Source organism: Mycobacterium sp. C31M, assembly GCF_053345865.1.
Map to the genome: position 1 here is coordinate 61,438 of NZ_JBKFAX010000020.1, position 17,734 is coordinate 79,171.

A 17,734-nucleotide genomic window follows, 5' to 3' on the forward strand; every position below is an offset into this window, starting at 1 on the left:
ATTTGGAAGGATCGGGCCGGCCGCGTCAGCGAGGCCGCAGATATCGATGAACCGTAAAAACGTCATCCGCACCCTCACGGCGATCGCCGTCGTGTTGCTGCTGGGTTGGTCCTTCTTCTACTTCAGCGACGACACCCGTGGCTACAAGCCGGTGGACACCTCGGTGGCCATGGCCCAGATCAACAGCGACAACGTCAACAGCGCTCAGATCGACGATCGCGAGCAGCAGTTGCGGCTGGACCTGAAGTCCGGCAACGGCGACACCGAGAACAGCGACAAGATCCTCACCAAATACCCGACCGGCGTCGGTGTGCAGTTGTTCGACGCGTTGAGCGAGAAGAACGCCAAGATCAACACCGTCGTCAACCAGGGCAGCGTGCTGGGCACCCTGCTCATCTACATGTTGCCGCTGTTGCTGCTGGTCGGTCTGTTCGTGATGTTCTCGCGCATGCAGTCCGGTGGCCGGATGGGCTTCGGGTTCGGCAAGTCCAAGGCCAAGCAGCTGTCCAAGGACATGCCCAAGACGACGTTCGCCGACGTCGCGGGCGCCGACGAGGCCGTCGAAGAGCTCTACGAGATCAAGGACTTCCTGCAGAACCCCAGCCGCTACCAGGCGCTGGGCGCCAAGATCCCCAAGGGCGTGCTGCTGTTCGGCCCGCCCGGCACCGGTAAGACGCTGCTGGCGCGCGCGGTCGCGGGCGAGGCCGAGGTGCCGTTCTTCACCATCTCCGGTTCGGACTTCGTCGAGATGTTCGTCGGTGTCGGCGCCTCTCGGGTGCGCGACCTGTTCGAGCAGGCCAAGCAGAACAGCCCGTGCATCATCTTCGTCGACGAGATCGACGCCGTCGGCCGCCAGCGCGGCGCCGGCCTGGGTGGTGGGCACGACGAACGCGAGCAGACGCTCAACCAGCTGCTGGTCGAGATGGACGGTTTCGGTGACCGCCAGGGCGTCATCCTGATCGCGGCCACCAACCGGCCCGACATCCTCGATCCGGCGCTGCTGCGTCCGGGCCGTTTCGACCGCCAGATCCCGGTCTCCAACCCCGACCTGGCCGGCCGCCGCGCGGTGCTCAAGGTGCACTCCGCCGGTAAGCCGATCGCCCCCGACGCCGACCTGGACGGGCTGGCCAAGCGGACCGTCGGCATGTCCGGCGCAGACCTGGCCAACGTCATCAACGAGGCAGCCCTGCTGACCGCCCGCGAGAACGGCACCGTCATCACCGGCGCCGCGCTGGAGGAGGCCGTCGACCGCGTCGTCGGCGGGCCGCGCCGCAAGAGTCGCATCATCAGCGAGCAGGAAAAGAAGATCACCGCCTACCACGAGGGCGGCCACACCCTGGCGGCCTGGGCGATGCCCGATATCGAGCCGATCTACAAGGTCACCATCCTGGCCCGTGGCCGCACCGGCGGCCACGCCGTCGCCGTCCCCGAGGACGACAAGGGCCTGATGACCCGCTCGGAGATGATCGCCCGGCTGGTGTTCGCGATGGGCGGGCGCGCCGCCGAGGAACTCGTCTTCCGCGAGCCCACCACCGGTGCGGTCTCCGATATCGAGCAGGCCACCAAGATCGCCCGCGCCATGGTCACCGAGTACGGCATGAGCGCCAAGCTCGGTGCGGTGCGCTACGGCACAGAACACGGCGACCCGTTCCTGGGCCGGTCGATGGGCACCCAGGCCGACTTCGGTCACGAGGTCGCCCGCGAGATCGACGAGGAGGTGCGCAAGCTCATCGAGGCGGCGCACACCGAGGCCTGGGAGATCCTGTCCGAGTACCGCGATGTGCTCGACATCCTGGCCGGTGAGCTGCTGGAGAAGGAGACGCTGCACCGCGTCGAGCTCGAAGCCATCTTCGACCAGGTCGAGAAGCGTCCGCGGCTGACCATGTTCGACGATTTCGGGGGCCGGGTGCCGTCGGACAAGCCGCCGATCAAGACCCCGGGTGAGATCGCCATCGAGCGCGGCGAGCCGTGGCCGCCGCCGGTGAAGGAACCCGCGTACAAGAGCGCGATCGTGGAGGCCAGCCGGGCCGCCGAGGCGGGCCGGGTGCACAACCCGGGTCAGAACGGGACCAACGGCTCCGGCTCCAACGGCGCGGCCAATGGCCACGCCCAGCCGGACTACGGTGCCCCCGCCGGTTGGCACGCCCCGGGCTGGCCGCCGCGCGAGGGTGGGCAGCCGCCCGCGGGTCCGCCGCCGGGCTACGGTCCGCCGCCACAGCAAGGCCACTACGGACCCCCGCCGGGGCAGTACGGTCCTGGGCAGGGCCAGTACGGCCAGCCGGGTCCGTACGGTCCGCCGCCCGGCCAGTACGGCGGCCCGCCGCCGGAGAACCCGCCACCATCACGAGGCTGACCAGAACGGAGCGTCGATGACGACGTTGGGCGACAAGAGCGACAGTGCGGTCGGTTTCACCCCGGTGGAGTTCGACCAGCCGCGCGCCGAGGCCGCGGTGCGGGAACTGCTGATCGCGGTCGGGGAGGATCCGGATCGCCACGGGTTGGTCGACACCCCGGCGCGGGTGGCGCGGGCCTTCAAAGAGATCTTCGCCGGGCTGTACACCGATCCGGACACCGTGCTCAACACCACCTTCGACGAGCAGCACGATGAGTTGGTGCTGGTCAAAGAGATCCCGATGTACTCGACCTGTGAGCATCACCTGGTGGCGTTCCACGGGGTGGCCCATGTCGGATACATCCCGGGTCTGGACGGCCGGGTGACCGGGTTGTCCAAGATCGCCCGCCTGGTCGACCTGTATGCGAAGCGGCCGCAGGTCCAGGAGCGGCTGACCGCGCAGATCGCCGACGGGCTGATGCGCAAGCTCGACCCGCGCGGTGTCATCGTGGTCGTCGAGGCCGAGCACCTGTGTATGGCGATGCGCGGTGTCCGTAAGCCCGGCGCGGTGACCACCACCTCCGCGGTCCGCGGACAGTTCAAGACCGACAAGGCATCCCGGGCCGAGGCACTGGAACTGATCCTGCGCCGGTGAGCCCTCTCGTCGCAGCTGCAGCCCCCAAGGTGATGGGTGTCCTCAACGTCACCGATGACTCGTTCTCAGACGGGGGACAGTTCCTGGATCGCGACCGCGCCGTCGAGCACGGCCTCGCCCTTGCCGCCGCCGGTGCCGCCATCGTCGATGTGGGCGGCGAGTCGACCCGACCCGGCGCGGTGCGCGTCGATGCGACGACCGAGACCAACCGGATCGTGCCGGTGGTGGCCGCACTGGCCGCCGAGGGTGTCACCGTCAGCATCGACACCATGCACGCCGCGGTGGCCCGCGCAGCCCTGGAGAACGGGGCCGCGATCGTCAACGACGTCTCCGGGGGACTGGCCGACCCGGACATGGCGCCACTGCTCGCCGACGCGAAAGTGCCCTGGGTGCTGATGCATTGGCGGTCGGTGAGCGCCGAGGCGCCGCACGAGGTGCCCGCCTACGCCGATGTCGTCGCCGAGGTGCGTGACGAACTGCTGCGCAGTGTCGATGCCGCCGTCGCCGCCGGGGTGGACCCAGATCGGATCGTCATCGATCCGGGCCTGGGGTTCGCCAAGACGGCCGAACACAACTGGCAGCTGCTGCGCGCACTGCCGGCCTTTGTCGGCACCGGGATCCCGGTCCTCGTCGGGGCATCCCGCAAACGTTTCCTCGGCACCCTGCTGGCCGGACCCGACGGAGCGCCGCGTCCGCCGGACGGCCGGGAGACCGCCACCGCCGTCATCTCGGTGCTGGCCGCCCAGTTCGGCGCCTGGGGTGTCCGGGTGCACGATGTGCGCGCCTCGGTGGACGCCCTGACGGTCTTGGAGGCCTGGCATGGCTGACCGGATCGAGTTGCGCGGCCTACAGGTTCGCGGCAATCACGGCGTCTTCGACCATGAGCGACGCGACGGCCAGGACTTCATCGTCGACATCACGGTATGGGTGGACCTGGCCGCGGCCGCGGCCACCGACGACCTGGCCGACACCCTGGACTACGGGGCGCTGGCCGCGCGGGCGGCCGCGATCATCGCCGGGCCGCCGCGCAATCTCATCGAGACGGTGTCCGCCGAGATCGCCGAGGATGTGATGACCGATCAGCGGGTGCACGCCGTGGAGGTGGTGCTGCACAAGCCGTCGGCGCCGATCCCGTTGACCTTCGACGATGTCGCCGTCGTCGCGCGACGATCCCGGCGGGGCAGCCGGTGAGGGCGGTGCTGTCGATCGGCTCCAATCTGGGGGACCGGCTGGCACACCTGCAGTCCGTCGTGGATGGCCTCGGCACGCGGGTGCGGGCCGTGTCCCCGGTCTACGAGACCGACGCCTGGGGCGGTGTCGAGCAGGGCGCATTCCTCAACGCGGTGCTGATCGCCGAGGACCCCGACTACGACGGTTACGACTGGCTGCGGCACGGGCAGCGCCTGGAAGACTCCGCCGACCGGGTACGTGAGGTGCACTGGGGCCCGCGCACCCTGGACGTCGATATCGTCAGCTGTATCGACAATGGCGGCGAATTACGCTGCCAGGAAACAGATCTCACGCTTCCGCATCCGTTCGCGCAGGAGCGGGCATTCGTTTTGGTCCCGTGGCTGGCGGCGGATCCGGCGGCCACCCTGTCCGGGCGGTCGGTGGCCGATCTGCTCGCCGCGCTCGACCCGGCCGAACGTGCCGGGGTGCGCAGCACCGATCTGCGGCTGGTGTTCTGATGGGCCCGACCCGCAGACGTGATCTGCTGATCGCCGTCGCGGTGACCGCGGTGGTCGGCTATCTGCTGGTCACCGGGCTGTACCGGTGGTTCCCGCCGATCACCCTGTGGACCGGGGTCTCGCTGCTGGCGGTCGCCGTCGTCGAAGCCGGCTGGGGACAGGTCATCCGGACGCGCATCGCCGAGGCCAAGGTCGGTGTCGGTGCGGGTCGGATGCATCCGTTGGCGGTGGCCCGGTCCGTCGTCATCGCCAAGGCCTCGGCGTGGATGGGGACCCTGGTGCTGGGTTGGTGGATCGGCGTGCTGGGCTACCTGTTGCCGCGTCGGGACGCCCTTCGGGTGGCCGGCGAGGACACCGCGGGCGCCGTGGTGGCTGCGCTGTGCGCGCTGGCACTGGTCGTCGCCGCGCTCTGGCTCGAGCACTGCTGCAAGTCGCCCGATGATCCGAACGACACCGCAGACCCCGTCGAATGACGAATCGCCGCACCGGTCGACACGCGATGTGACCTGCGACCGGTACAGTCGGGGCCCATGACCGATCCGTCCCGCGGCATGCGCGTTCGACGCGCCAACCGCAGGCCGGGTTGGGTGCTGTTGACCGCCCTGTTGGTACTGGCCATCGTGGCCAGCACCGTGCTGGTCTTCACCAATCGGGTCGAATTGCTCAAGCTGGCGGTCGTATTGGCGCTGTGGGCAGCGGTGGCCGCGGCCTTCGTCTCGTTCATCTACCGACGCCAGAGCGATCTCGATCAGGCCAAGGTGCGTGATCTGAAGTACGTCTACGACCTGCAACTCGACCGGGAGATATCGGCCCGGCGGGAGTACGAACTGTCCGTCGAGACGCATCTGCGTCGTGAACTCGCCGCGGAGCTGCGGGCGCAATCGGCCGACGAGGTCGCCTCGCTGCGTGCCGAACTGGCCGCGCTGCGCGCCAATTTGGAGATCCTGTTCGACACCGATCTGGATCAGCGCCCGGCCCTGGAGAACGACCGTCCGGCGGGCCGGGTGATCGCCAGCCGCCTGGACAGCCCCGAGCGCCCGCGCGACGCCGGTGAGCCGCGCACCGAGGAAAGCCCGATCATCGACGTCCCGGCCGAACCTCAGCCACCGGAGTTCCAGTGGGGACCGGCCGAACCCTTCGGCGGCGCCCACCGGCGTGCCTCGGAGCCCGAGCAGCCCGCTGCCTGGCAGCCGCCCCCACCGCCGCCGGTCCCGACATCACCGCCGCCGGCGCCGCGGATCGCCCCGTCGGAGCCGTTGGTGGCGCAGTGGAACCCGGTGCCCGCCGAGGGGCACTGGATCCCGGCCGGCACCCCGGGTAGCAACTGGGTGCAGCCCGCCCCGCAGGAGCCACCCGCGCCACCGGTCACCCCACCGCCGCCGCCGGCGTCCGAAGGCGGCCGTCGGCGCCGCCGCGAGGACGCCCCGGCCGAGCCGGAGGCATCCGCCGCGCCGCGGCGCGCCCGGCACGCCGCCCCCGGAGAGCAGGCGCCCACAGCACCGGCGCCGACTCCGCCGGCCGAACCCGTCCCGGCGGCCCGGCACCGCAGCCCCGAGCAGGAACCGGCACCCGAACTCGAGCCGGGCGGTCAGCACGCCGGCGGCCAGCCGGTCTCCGAACTGCTGTCTCGCCTGCAGGCCGCCCAGGCCCAGGCACAGGCCGGCGGTGGCCGGCGTCGGCGCCGCGAGGAGTGAGCTAGGCTCTCCGAGACCGTCCGGTACCCGCAGTGTGGGACCGGAACGAACATCGTCACCGAATCTGCGAGGTCGTCTGTCATGGTCGACGGACTCCGTCCGGCCCGGCTCACCGTCGGCATCATCTCGGCCGGCCGGGTGGGCACGGCCCTCGGTGTGGCGCTCGAGCGGGCCGAACACGTGGTGATCGCCTGCAGCGCCATCTCGGCGGCTTCCCGCGACCGCGCCGCCAGGCGCCTGCCCGAGACCGCGATACTGCCGGTCGCCGATGTCGCCGCTTCCGTCGAACTGCTGTTGCTCGCGGTGCCCGACGCCGAACTGGCCGGTCTGGTCGCCGGTCTGGCCGCCACCTCGGCGGTGCGGCCCGGGACCATCGTGGTGCACACCTCGGGTGCCAACGGCGTCGGCATCCTGGCGCCGCTGACCGAACAGGGCTGCTTACCGCTGGCGATCCACCCGGCGATGACGTTCACCGGTTCCGACGAGGACATCGCCCGGCTCTCGGAAGCCTGTTTCGGTGTCACCGCCGCCGACGAGATCGGCTATGCCATCGGGCAGTCGCTGGTCCTGGAGATCGGCGGCGAACCGTTTCGGGTCCGCGAGGACGCCCGCACCCTCTATCACTCGGCGCTGGCACATGCGGGCAACCACCTCATCACCGTGGTGCTCGACGCGGTGGACGCCCTGCGCGAGGCGTTGCGCGGACAGGAACTGCTTGGCCAGGAACTTGTGCTCGACGCTCCCGGTGGGCTTGCCGAGCGGATCGTCGCCCCGCTGGCCCGGGCCTCGCTGGAGAACGCCCTACAACGCGGGCAGGCCGCGCTGACCGGACCGGTCGCGCGCGGCGACGCCGCCGCGGTGGCCCGCCACCTGGCCGCACTCGGCGAGGCCGATCCCGAACTGGCACAGGCTTATCGGGTGAACTCACGGCGCACCGCCCAGCGCGCGCACGCGCCCGCCGCCGTATTCGACGTGTTGGAGGAGAACCCGTGACCGATCGCCGTCCGCCGGTGTACAAGGCCGACGAACTCAACATCTACGGCCGCCCGGCCGATGTCACCGAGGTGACCAGGGCGCTGCGCGCCACCGGACGCCGCGTCATGCTGGTCCCCACCATGGGCGCTCTGCACGACGGCCACCTCACCCTGATCCGGCAGGCCCAGCAGGTTCCGGGTGCGGTGGTGGTGGTCTCGATCTTCGTCAACCCCACCCAGTTCGGCGCCGGCGAGGATCTCGACGCCTACCCGCGCACCCTCGACGAGGACCTGACCGCGCTGCGCGGTGAGGGTGTGCAGATCGCCTTCACCCCGACGGTCGCGGACATGTACCCCGCAGGCCCGCGCACCTCGGTGCACGCCGGTGACATCGGCGCCGAACTCGAAGGTGCCTCACGCCCCACACATTTTGCCGGGATGCTGACCGTCGTGATGAAGCTGCTCCAGATCGTGCGGCCGGACCGTGCGTTCTTCGGCGAGAAGGACTATCAGCAGCTGGTGCTGATCCGGCAGATGGCCGACGACCTCAACCTGGACACCCGGATCGTCGGGGTGCCGATCGTGCGGGAGTCCGACGGGTTGGCGATGTCGTCGCGCAATCGCTATCTCGACGAGCTGGAACGTGAACAGGCCCTTGCCATCCCGTCGGCACTACTGGCCGGGATGTACGCCGCGGGCGAGGGGGTCGAGGCCGCGCTGGACGCCGCCCGCGCAGTGCTCGACGAGGTGCCCGCCATCACCGTGGACTATCTGGAGATCCGCGACACCTGGCTGGGGCCGGCGCCGCAGACCGGCCGGGCCCGGATGCTGCTGGCGGTGCGACTCGGCCGCACCCGGCTGCTGGACAATATCGCGATCGATATCGGCGTCCCGTCAGGTGAGGGTCCGGACGTCCCCTACGACGAGCACGAACTGCCCTGGAGGAACTGATGTTTCGCACCATGCTCAAATCCAAGATCCACCGAGCCACGGTCACCCAGGCCGACCTGCACTATGTCGGCTCGGTGACCATCGACGCCGATCTGATGGACGCCGCCGACCTGCTGGAGGGCGAGCAGGTCACCATCGTCGACATCGACAACGGCAATCGGCTGGTCACCTACGCCATCACCGGTGAGCGCGGTACCGGTGTCATCGGGATCAACGGGGCCGCAGCGCATCTGGTGCATCCGGGGGATCTGGTGATCTTGATCGCCTACGGCACCATGGATGACGCGCAGGCCCGCGAGTATCAACCGCGCATCGTCTTCGTCGACGCCGACAACAAGCAGATCGACCTCGGCACCGACCCGGCACATGTGCCGGCGGATGCCTCCGGCCTGCTGTCGCCACGCTGATGCTGCTCGCGATCGACGTCCGCAACACCCACACCGTCGTGGGACTGATCTCCGGAGCCGGCACACATGCCAAGGTGACGCAGCACTGGCGTATCCGCACCGAGGCCGAGGTGACCGCCGACGAGTTGGCGCTGACCATCGACGGTCTGATCGGTGACGATTCCGAGCGGTTGACCGGCGCGACCGCACTGTCCACGGTGCCCTCGGTGCTGCACGAGATCCGGTTGATGCTCGACCAGTACTGGCCCTCGATCCCGCAGGTGCTCATCGAACCCGGCGTCCGCACCGGTATCCCGCTGTTGGTGGACAATCCCAAGGAGGTCGGTGCCGACCGGATCGTGAACTGCCTGGCGGCCTTCCACAGGTACAACCAGGCCGCGATCGTTGTCGACTTCGGATCTTCGATCTGTGTGGACGTGGTGTCGGCCAAGGGAGAGTTCCTCGGCGGCGCCATCGCCCCCGGCGTGCAGGTGTCCTCGGACGCCGCCGCCGCCCGTTCGGCGGCGCTGCGCCGGGTGGAGCTGACCCGTCCGCGGTCGGTGATCGGTAAGAACACCGTGGAGTGCATGCAGTCGGGGGCGGTGTTCGGATTCGCCGCGCTGGTGGACGGTCTGGTCGACCGGATCCGTGCCGATGTGCCCGGGTTCGGCGGCGACGATGTCACGGTCGTAGCGACCGGCAACTCCGCACCGCTGGTGTTGCCGGACCTGCGGACCGTGGGCCACTACGACCAGCACCTGACCCTGGAGGGGCTACGGCTGGTGTTCGAGCGCAACCGGGACAACCAGCGCGGTCGTCGCTGATTAAGCTGGCATGTCGTGAGTTCCACAGTGCCGGCAGGCCCCGCCCCGTCCCAGCCCGACGACGACATCCCCGAGCAGTACCGGATCCGGCAGGCCAAGCGCGAGCGTCTGCTCGCCGAGGGGCGTGACCCCTACCCGGTGCAGGTCGCCCGCACCCACAGCCTGGCCGAGCTGCGCGCCGAATATCCCGAGCTGGCGGCCGACACCGCAACCGGCGACCTGGTCGGTGTGGCGGCGCGGGTGGTGTTCGCCAGGAACTCCGGCAAGTTGTGCTTTGCCACCCTGCAGGACGGTGACGGCACCCAGCTGCAGCTGATGGTCAGCCTGGCCGAGGTCGGCCAGGAGTCGCTGGACGCCTGGAAGGCCGATGTCGACCTCGGTGACATCGTGTTCGCGCACGGTCAGGTGATCAGTTCGCGCCGCGGTGAATTGTCTGTGCTGGCCGATTCCTGGCAAATCATCTCCAAGGCGCTTCGGCCGTTGCCGGTGGCGCACAGGGAGCTGAGTGAGGAAACCCGGGTCCGGCAGCGTTATGTGGATCTCATCGTGCGCCCCGAGGCCCGCAGCATCGCCCGCCAGCGCATTGCTGTGGTGCGCGGTGTGCGGCACGCGCTGGAACGTCGCGGCTTCCTCGAGGTCGAGACGCCGATGCTGCAGACGTTGCCCGGCGGCGCGGCGGCGCGGCCGTTCATCACCCACTCCAATGCCCTCGACGCCGACCTCTACCTGCGCATCGCGCCGGAGTTGTTCCTCAAGCGCTGCCTTGTCGGTGGATTCGAGAAGGTTTTCGAGTTGAATCGGAACTTTCGTAACGAGGGAGCCGATTCCACACATTCGCCGGAATTCGCGATGTTGGAGACATATCAGGCTTACGGTACGTACGACGATTCCGCCGTGGTGACTCGTGAACTTATTCAGGAAGTCGCCGACGAAGCGCTCGGGACACGCCAGGTGCCACTAGCCGATGGCAGCACCTATGACCTCGATGGCGAATGGCAGACGCTGGAAATGTACCCGTCGTTGTCGGCCGCCCTCGGTGAAGAGATCACCCCGGAAACGACGCTGCAACACCTGTTGTCGATCGCCGACCGACTCGGCGTGGAGATTCCCACCGATCGCGGTTACGGGCACGGGAAATTGGTCGAGGAACTGTGGGAGCACACCGTCGGTGAGACGTTGTGGGAACCGACCTTCGTCCGCGACTTCCCGGTCGAGACGAGTCCGCTGACCCGCGCACATCGCAGCATTCCCGGTGTCACCGAGAAGTGGGATCTTTATGTGCGTAAGTTCGAATTGGCGACCGGTTACTCCGAACTGATCGATCCGGTGATTCAGCGCGAACGATTCGTGGCACAAGCTGCCGCGGCGGCCGCCGGCGATGACGAGGCAATGCGACTCGACGAGGATTTTCTGGCCGCATTGGAGTACGCCATGCCGCCGACCACCGGAACCGGAATGGGTATTGATCGTCTGTTGATGGCTTTGACGGGCCTGACGATTAGGGAGACGGTTTTGTTCCCGATTGTGCGCAGACACTCAAACTGAGTGCATACGACTCGTGGTTGTTGAATGAATTCCGTCCGTGTGAAAGCATTGCTTCCGGGGTTCGGGGTTGAATCTACGAGTGGCCACAGAAGGGTCAGTGTGAGCTAATGGCGAAGAAAGTGACCGTCACGTTAGTTGACGATTTCGACGGGGAAGCCGCCGCGGATGAGACCGTCGAATTCGCGCTGGACGGTGTGAGCTACGAGATCGACCTTTCTTCGAAGAACGCGTCGAAACTCCGTGGTGACCTGAAGCAGTGGGTCGAGGCCGGCCGCCGGGTCGGAGGCCGTCGCCGCGGCCGTTCGGCCGGAACGGGTCGTGGTCGCGCCGCGATCGACCGGGAGCAGAGTGCCGCGATCCGCGACTGGGCCCGGCGTAACGGGCACAATGTGTCGACGCGCGGCCGGATCCCGGCCGATGTCATCGACGCATTCCACGCGGCAACGTAGGCGGCGGTTGCCGGAATCTGTCAGCGGTGGCAGTTCCGGCCGGTACCTATTCGCTGAAAGCGAACCGAATTCCCTGATATCGGGGAAACGTTCCGTGGTCGGCGCGCGTTGTGCAGACAACTGCACCGTCGGGCTCAGCGCACCTGCGGCGCAGCTATCGGTCCAGCCCACTAGAGTGGACTGCAGGTGCGGCGAGTTGTACAGCGCACGATGCCGACCTACGTGAGGAAGAGCAGGTAACCACGGATGTTCGAACGATTTACCGACCGTGCCCGTCGCGTCGTCGTCCTGGCTCAAGAAGAAGCCCGGATGCTGAACCACAACTACATCGGCACCGAGCACATCCTGCTGGGCCTCATTCACGAAGGTGAAGGCGTCGCAGCCAAGTCGCTCGAGTCGCTGGGTATCTCGCTGGAAGGCGTGCGCAGCCAGGTCGAGGAGATCATCGGTCAGGGACAGCAGGCCCCGTCGGGCCACATCCCGTTCACCCCGCGCGCCAAGAAGGTGCTGGAGCTCTCGCTGCGCGAGGCCCTGCAGCTCGGCCACAACTACATCGGTACCGAGCACATTCTGCTCGGCCTGATCCGTGAGGGCGAAGGTGTCGCCGCGCAGGTGCTGGTCAAGCTCGGTGCCGAGCTGACCCGGGTGCGCCAGCAGGTCATCCAGCTGCTGAGCGGCTACCAGGGCAAGGAGGCCGCCGAGGCCGGTACCGGAGGCCGGGGTGGTGAATCCGGCAATCCTTCGACGTCGCTGGTCCTCGACCAGTTCGGCCGCAACCTGACCGCCGCCGCCATGGAGGGCAAGCTCGATCCGGTCATCGGCCGTGAGAAGGAAATCGAGCGGGTCATGCAGGTGCTGAGCCGGCGCACCAAGAACAACCCGGTGCTGATCGGTGAGCCCGGCGTCGGTAAGACCGCCGTCGTCGAGGGCCTGGCCCAGGCCATCGTGCACGGTGAGGTCCCCGAGACGCTGAAGGACAAGCAGCTCTACACGCTCGACCTCGGTTCGCTGGTCGCCGGCAGCCGTTATCGTGGCGATTTCGAGGAGCGCCTGAAGAAGGTGCTCAAGGAGATCAACACCCGCGGCGACATCATCCTGTTCATCGACGAGCTGCACACGCTCGTCGGTGCGGGTGCCGCCGAGGGCGCGATCGATGCGGCGTCGATCCTGAAGCCGAAGTTGGCCCGTGGTGAGCTGCAGACCATCGGTGCGACCACCCTCGACGAGTACCGCAAGTACATCGAGAAGGATGCGGCGCTGGAGCGCCGCTTCCAGCCGGTGCAGGTCGGCGAGCCGACCGTCGAGCACACCATCGAGATCCTCAAGGGTCTGCGTGATCGCTACGAGGCGCACCACCGGGTATCCATCACCGACGGTGCGCTGGTGGCCGCGGCGACCCTGGCCGACCGCTACATCAACGACCGGTTCCTGCCGGACAAGGCGATCGACCTGATCGACGAGGCCGGTGCCCGGATGCGCATCCGCCGGATGACCGCACCACCGGACCTGCGCGAATTCGACGAGAAGATCGCCGACGCGCGCCGGGAGAAGGAGTCCGCGATCGATGCGCAGGACTTCGAGAAGGCCGCCAACCTGCGCGACCGTGAGAAGACCCTGGTCGGGCAGCGCGCCGAGCGTGAGAAGCAGTGGCGCTCAGGCGATCTCGACGTTGTCGCCGAGGTCGACGACGAGCAGATCGCCGAGGTGCTGGGCAACTGGACCGGTATCCCGGTGTTCAAGCTGACCGAGGCCGAGACCACGCGTCTGCTGCGCATGGAGGACGAACTGCACAAGCGGATCATCGGCCAGGAGGATGCCGTCAAGGCCGTCTCCAAGGCGATCCGCCGCACCCGCGCCGGCCTGAAGGATCCCAAGCGTCCCTCGGGCTCGTTCATCTTCGCCGGCCCGTCCGGCGTCGGTAAGACGGAGCTGTCCAAGGCGCTGGCGAACTTCCTGTTCGGCGACGACGACGCGCTCATCCAGATCGACATGGGCGAGTTCCACGACCGCTTCACCGCGTCGCGGCTGTTCGGTGCCCCTCCCGGGTACGTCGGCTACGAAGAGGGTGGCCAGCTCACCGAGAAGGTGCGCCGCAAGCCGTTCTCCGTCGTGCTCTTCGACGAGATCGAGAAGGCCCACCAGGAGATCTACAACACCCTGTTGCAGGTGCTGGAGGACGGCCGCCTGACCGATGGTCAGGGCCGCACGGTGGACTTCAAGAACACCGTGCTGATCTTCACCTCGAACCTCGGCACCAGCGATATCAGCAAGGCGGTCGGTCTCGGCTTCACCTCCGGTGGCGGCGAGAACAACTACGAGCGGATGAAGCTCAAGGTGCACGATGAGCTGAAGAAGCACTTCCGCCCGGAGTTCCTGAACCGTATCGACGACATCATCGTGTTCCACCAGCTGACACAGGACGAGATCATCCAGATGGTCGACCTGATGATCGGCCGGGTCTCCAAGCAGCTGGCTGCCAAGGACATGGAGATGGAGCTGACCGAGCAGGCCAAGTCGCTGCTGGCCAAGCGCGGTTTCGACCCGGTGCTGGGTGCGCGCCCGCTGCGCCGGACCATCCAGCGCGAGATCGAAGACGCCCTGAGCGAGAAGATCCTCTTCGAAGAGGTCGGTCCCGGTCAGATCGTCACCGTCGATGTCGAAGGCTGGGACGGCGAGGGAGCCGGCGAGAACGCCAAGTTCACCTTCGCCGGTCGTCCGAAGACGTCGTCGTCCACCGATGATGCGGACCTGGCCGCCACGGCAGCTGAATAGTCGCCTCCGGCGACGAAGCCGAGTCCTGAACGCACAGCACACCCAAAGCCCCCGACCGGACGCCTGGTCGGGGGCTTTGGCGTAGTATCCGAAATGCTCTCGACGGGCTTGTGGAATCTGGTGAAATTCCAGGACGGTCGCGCCACTGTAAAAGTCAGACCCGCATCCCGTCACCGCACTTTTTACGTGGGACGCGAACTCCCGAAAGGAATCGGATATGACATCTGCTGAGTCTTCCAAGACGCGCTTACGCGCCGTCGACCTGTCCGCCACGAGCGCCGTGGTCTGGCTGTCGCTGACCGCGTTCCTCGCGCTGCTGGTGCTCTACTTCGTCGGGATGGATCAGGGTGCGACGTCGGTCTTCGGGGCGAACACCGTCATCCACGAGTTCGTCCACGACGCCCGGCATCTGCTCGGCTATCCCTGCCACTAGACGCCGGAAGCAGACAAAACTCCGATGGAAAAAAGAATCATCGGGCGCGGCCTGTCGGCCGGCGCCCTAGGCGGTTTGCTCGCATTCGTCTGGGCCTACTTCTTCGTAGAGCCCGTCATCGATCGCGCGATCGAGTTCGAGGACGGTGTCAGCGCCGCACACGAGGCCATCGAGCACGGCGGGCATGCCCACGAGCACGGTGCCGAGGGCGGTATCGAGATCACCCGCACCGTGCAGGCGACGATCGGCCTGGGCTTCGGCCTGGTGCTGTTCGCGGTGGCCATGGCGGCGCTGCTGGCCGTGGTCTTCTGCGTCATCTACGGCCGGACCAATCTGTCGGCGCGGGTGCTGTCGGTCTTGATCGCCGGTGGCGGGCTGTTGTCGCTGTGGATCGTGCCGTCGCTGAAATACCCGCCGAACCCGCCCGCGGTGAGCCTGGACGAGACCATCCAGCAGCGCACGCTGCTGTATCTGCTGTTGACCGTGCTGTCGGCGGCACTGCTGGTCGCGGCGGCATACCTGGCCAACCGACTGACGGAGAAGCTGGGCGCGTGGAACGCGGCACTGGCCGCCGGTGGCGCCTACATCGTGGCGGTCATCGTGGTGTTCCTGATCATGCCGACCATCTCGGAGACGCCCGGCCCGATCACCGATGCGGCGGGCACCATCATCTTCGGGGCCTTCCCGGCCGATGATCTGTACGAGTTCCGGCTGTACTCGTTGGTCACCCAGGTCATCATGTGGACCACCATCGGCCTGGTGTTCGGCGCGCTGACATCGCGCCTGCTGGAGAACAAGCGCGAGTCCATCTCGGCGTGACCCGTCATGAGTGAGGTCGTCCGGCTGACGCTCATCTCGCATGCCATGACCGATGCGATGTCAGCCGGACGATTCCCCGCCGACGAACCGCTGAACGATCTGGGCCGTCGGCAACTCGGCGGTCTGCACCCGCTCGAGGGTGAGCTGTCGTGCGGTCCGGAACTGCGGACCAGACAGACCGCCGAAGCCCTCGGCACGGCGGTCGTCGACCCCGTGCTGGCCGACCTCGACCACGGCGGATGGTGCGGGCGCACCCTCGATGCGCTCGACGGCCAGGATCTCGCGGTGTGGCTCACCGATCCCGCAGCGACCCCACACGGCGGCGAATCCATCGTCGCGCTGTGCCGCCGGGTCGGCGACTGGCTCGGCGATGTCGCCGCCCGAGGCGGCAGGAATATCGCGGTGACCCACCCGGCGCTCATCCGTGCCGCGATCATGTACGCACTCGATGCGCCCCCGAAATCGTTCTGGCGCATCGATATCGGGCCGGTCAGCCAGACCGTGCTGCACCACCGCGGGCGGTCCTGGACGCTGCGGTACTAGTCCGGGATCAGTGCGAAGGACTGCGTGGCGATCGACAGCAACCAGGTCGCGGCGGTCAGGCTGCGGTACTGCGGCCAGTTCAGCTGGTAACTGACCACCCAGCCCTGCCCGTTGCGGTCCTCGGCGTACCAGCTGAAGGTCAGGTCACCGGGCAGGTTGCCACCCTTGGCGCCGATGTAGTCCCACCGGGAGCGGTCGAGTTCGATACCCGGTGTGGCCGAGAGGATGTCGCGCACCGGTGCGGCGGGTCCGGTGGCGGCGGCCTGCAGCGCGGCGTGCACCCGGCAGATGTCCATCGGGGTGCCGTACCACTCGATACCGTAGGGCGAGGCCGGCACCCGGGTGAGCATCGGATCCGGTTCGTACGGCAGGGTTCTGGTGTTCGCCAACATCGCGGCCCGGCGCTGCGGGCTCGCGGTCTTCCATTCCTCGCGGACATCGGGCCTGCCCCAGCCGATGGAGAACAGTTCGTGCGCGGTGGGGAAGGGTGTCATCGCGGCCGGGTCGTGATGGCCTGCGGTGACCAGTGCGCGCTGCAGAGCGCCCGGGCCCAGCCGGTTCATCAGCATGTCGGTGGCCATGTTGTCGCTGGCCGAGATCATCTGCTGCGCGGCGTCTCGTACCGATACCGTGGCCCCGGGGTCGAGGTCGTTGAACCCCGCAGAGCCGACGGCCTTGTCTTCCTTGGTGATGACCAGTTGTTCGTCCCAGCCGATGGTGCCCGCGTGGACGCCGTCGGCCAGTGCGAGCAGCACATAGAGCTTGAAGATGGAGGCCAGCGGCATGGAGTGGTCGACATCGGTGCCCGCCACCTGCTCACAGTTGCCGTCGGAGACCTTGGACACCTGATACGCGTACTCGGCGCCGGACTTCTTGATCTCGGCGTCGATATCGGACCACTGCCCGATGCGGGGCTGATCGACGGTCACCTCGAAGCGGTCGACGAGACCGCCCTCGCCGGTGCGCATCTCGATCTTCTGCTCGATGTTGTACGAGTTGCGTACATGCAGGGTCGCCTGACCGGCGCCCAGCGACATCGCGGTGACCGTGATGGGCCGGTCGGCCCAGAGCCGGTCCATGGCGCCGGCGACGAACTCCACCTCACGCGGCGCGGCCAGTGTCGCGACGGGCACCACGCCGATCGGCCAGTCCGAGTTGACCATGTCCAGCAGCTGTTTGGCGCGCAGTCCCTGCGGGGTGTTGGTCTCGATGTGCATGCCGTAGGCAGCCTCGGCCACCGGCGGCCCGGTGTGCGCGCAGCCGCCGGCCGCGATGACGGCGGAGGTGGCCAGCGCCGCTACTGCGATGGCGCGCCGCGGCCTGCTACTTGCTGGTCCCCGCAACGTCCAACACAACCTCGAACTCCAGCAGCGAGGCGCCGGTGGAAACTGGCTTGGTCTGCTGACCGGCGTGCGCCTCCACGGCCGGGCCCTGGGCCCACGCCTGGAAGGCCTCGTCGGACTCCCACTGGGTCACCACGAAGTAGCGGTTTTCTCCCTTGATCGGACGCAGCAGCTGGAAGCCGAGGAATCCGGGCTGGTTGTCGACGGCATGGGCGCGGTGCGCGAACCGCTTCTCAAGTTCCGGGCCTGCGTCGGCCGGCACCTCGATGGCATTGATCTTCACGACGGGCATGTGCATGAGGCTACCCGTGCCCGGCCCCGGCAGG

General features: G+C 67.8%; 19 protein-coding genes. 17 read left to right on the forward strand and 2 right to left on the reverse strand.

Features of this window, described 5'->3' with window-relative positions; translation table 11 throughout:
* Positions 1-46: 46 nt before the first annotated feature.
* From ftsH to ACLBYA_RS26070, 17 genes are all read left to right on the forward strand, one after another.
* A complete protein-coding gene (gene ftsH / locus ACLBYA_RS25990; RefSeq protein ID WP_447712345.1) occupies positions 47-2,353 on the forward strand; it encodes an ATP-dependent zinc metalloprotease FtsH in 2,307 nt (768 codons plus the stop codon).
* A 16-nt stretch (positions 2,354-2,369) separates the two neighbouring features.
* Positions 2,370-2,987, forward strand: a complete 618-nt coding sequence (gene folE, locus ACLBYA_RS25995) for a GTP cyclohydrolase I FolE (RefSeq protein WP_447712346.1) — start codon at positions 2,370-2,372, stop codon at positions 2,985-2,987.
* 32 nt (positions 2,988-3,019) lie between these two features.
* Complete coding sequence (gene folP / locus ACLBYA_RS26000; RefSeq protein WP_447712409.1) at positions 3,020-3,814, forward strand: dihydropteroate synthase; 795 nt, start codon at positions 3,020-3,022, stop codon at positions 3,812-3,814.
* Positions 3,807-4,178, forward strand: a complete 372-nt coding sequence (folB, locus tag ACLBYA_RS26005; RefSeq protein WP_447712347.1) for a dihydroneopterin aldolase — start codon at positions 3,807-3,809, stop codon at positions 4,176-4,178. The genes folP and folB overlap by 8 nt, the downstream gene beginning before the upstream one ends.
* A complete protein-coding gene (folK, locus tag ACLBYA_RS26010) occupies positions 4,175-4,675 on the forward strand; it encodes a 2-amino-4-hydroxy-6-hydroxymethyldihydropteridine diphosphokinase (RefSeq protein WP_447712348.1) in 501 nt (166 codons plus the stop codon). Before folB ends, folK begins: the two co-directional genes overlap by 4 nt.
* Entirely contained in the window at positions 4,675-5,148 is a 474-nt protein-coding gene (locus ACLBYA_RS26015) for a DUF3180 domain-containing protein (protein WP_447712349.1), read from the forward strand. The genes folK and ACLBYA_RS26015 overlap by 1 nt, the downstream gene beginning before the upstream one ends.
* A gap of 57 nt (positions 5,149-5,205) precedes the next feature.
* Positions 5,206-6,369 (forward strand): DUF6779 domain-containing protein, encoded by a 1,164-nt coding sequence (locus tag ACLBYA_RS26020; protein WP_447712350.1) that lies wholly within the window; start codon positions 5,206-5,208, stop codon positions 6,367-6,369.
* An 81-nt stretch (positions 6,370-6,450) separates the two neighbouring features.
* On the forward strand, positions 6,451-7,362 hold the full coding sequence (locus tag ACLBYA_RS26025) for a Rossmann-like and DUF2520 domain-containing protein (RefSeq protein ID WP_447712351.1): 912 nt from the start codon (positions 6,451-6,453) through the stop codon (positions 7,360-7,362).
* Positions 7,359-8,294 carry a pantoate--beta-alanine ligase gene (gene panC, locus ACLBYA_RS26030; protein WP_447712352.1) on the forward strand — a complete coding sequence of 312 codons (936 nt, stop codon included), beginning with the start codon at positions 7,359-7,361 and terminating at the stop codon, positions 8,292-8,294. Before ACLBYA_RS26025 ends, panC begins: the two co-directional genes overlap by 4 nt.
* Entirely contained in the window at positions 8,294-8,701 is a 408-nt protein-coding gene (gene panD, locus ACLBYA_RS26035; RefSeq protein WP_447712353.1) for an aspartate 1-decarboxylase, read from the forward strand. The genes panC and panD overlap by 1 nt, the downstream gene beginning before the upstream one ends.
* The gene (locus tag ACLBYA_RS26040) at positions 8,701-9,504 is read left to right on the forward strand and encodes a type III pantothenate kinase (RefSeq protein WP_447712354.1); all 804 of its coding nucleotides are present in this window, start codon (positions 8,701-8,703) and stop codon (positions 9,502-9,504) included. Before panD ends, ACLBYA_RS26040 begins: the two co-directional genes overlap by 1 nt.
* Before the next feature lie 27 nt (positions 9,505-9,531).
* Positions 9,532-11,049 carry a lysine--tRNA ligase gene (lysS, locus tag ACLBYA_RS26045; RefSeq protein ID WP_447712410.1) on the forward strand — a complete coding sequence of 506 codons (1,518 nt, stop codon included), beginning with the start codon at positions 9,532-9,534 and terminating at the stop codon, positions 11,047-11,049.
* Positions 11,050-11,156: 107 nt separating this feature from the next.
* A complete protein-coding gene (lsr2, locus tag ACLBYA_RS26050) occupies positions 11,157-11,498 on the forward strand; it encodes a histone-like nucleoid-structuring protein Lsr2 (protein ID WP_447712355.1) in 342 nt (113 codons plus the stop codon).
* A gap of 246 nt (positions 11,499-11,744) precedes the next feature.
* A complete protein-coding gene (clpC1, locus tag ACLBYA_RS26055; protein WP_447712356.1) occupies positions 11,745-14,270 on the forward strand; it encodes an ATP-dependent protease ATP-binding subunit ClpC in 2,526 nt (841 codons plus the stop codon).
* 217 nt (positions 14,271-14,487) lie between these two features.
* Positions 14,488-14,703 (forward strand): CbtB domain-containing protein, encoded by a 216-nt coding sequence (locus ACLBYA_RS26060; protein ID WP_447712357.1) that lies wholly within the window; start codon positions 14,488-14,490, stop codon positions 14,701-14,703.
* Positions 14,704-14,727: 24 nt separating this feature from the next.
* A complete protein-coding gene (locus ACLBYA_RS26065; RefSeq protein WP_447712358.1) occupies positions 14,728-15,522 on the forward strand; it encodes a CbtA family protein in 795 nt (264 codons plus the stop codon).
* Between the two features lie 6 nt (positions 15,523-15,528).
* Complete coding sequence (locus tag ACLBYA_RS26070; RefSeq protein ID WP_447712359.1) at positions 15,529-16,065, forward strand: histidine phosphatase family protein; 537 nt, start codon at positions 15,529-15,531, stop codon at positions 16,063-16,065.
* Here ACLBYA_RS26070 and ACLBYA_RS26075 read toward each other — a convergent pair.
* A complete protein-coding gene (locus ACLBYA_RS26075; protein WP_447712360.1) occupies positions 16,062-17,408 on the reverse strand; it encodes a serine hydrolase in 1,347 nt (448 codons plus the stop codon). The two genes, ACLBYA_RS26070 and ACLBYA_RS26075, sit on opposite strands and share 4 nt — an antisense overlap.
* Positions 17,389-17,700 (reverse strand): mycobilin-forming heme oxygenase MhuD, encoded by a 312-nt coding sequence (mhuD, locus tag ACLBYA_RS26080; protein WP_447712361.1) that lies wholly within the window; start codon positions 17,698-17,700, stop codon positions 17,389-17,391. Before mhuD ends, ACLBYA_RS26075 begins: the two co-directional genes overlap by 20 nt.
* Between the last annotated feature and the right edge of the window lie 34 nt (positions 17,701-17,734).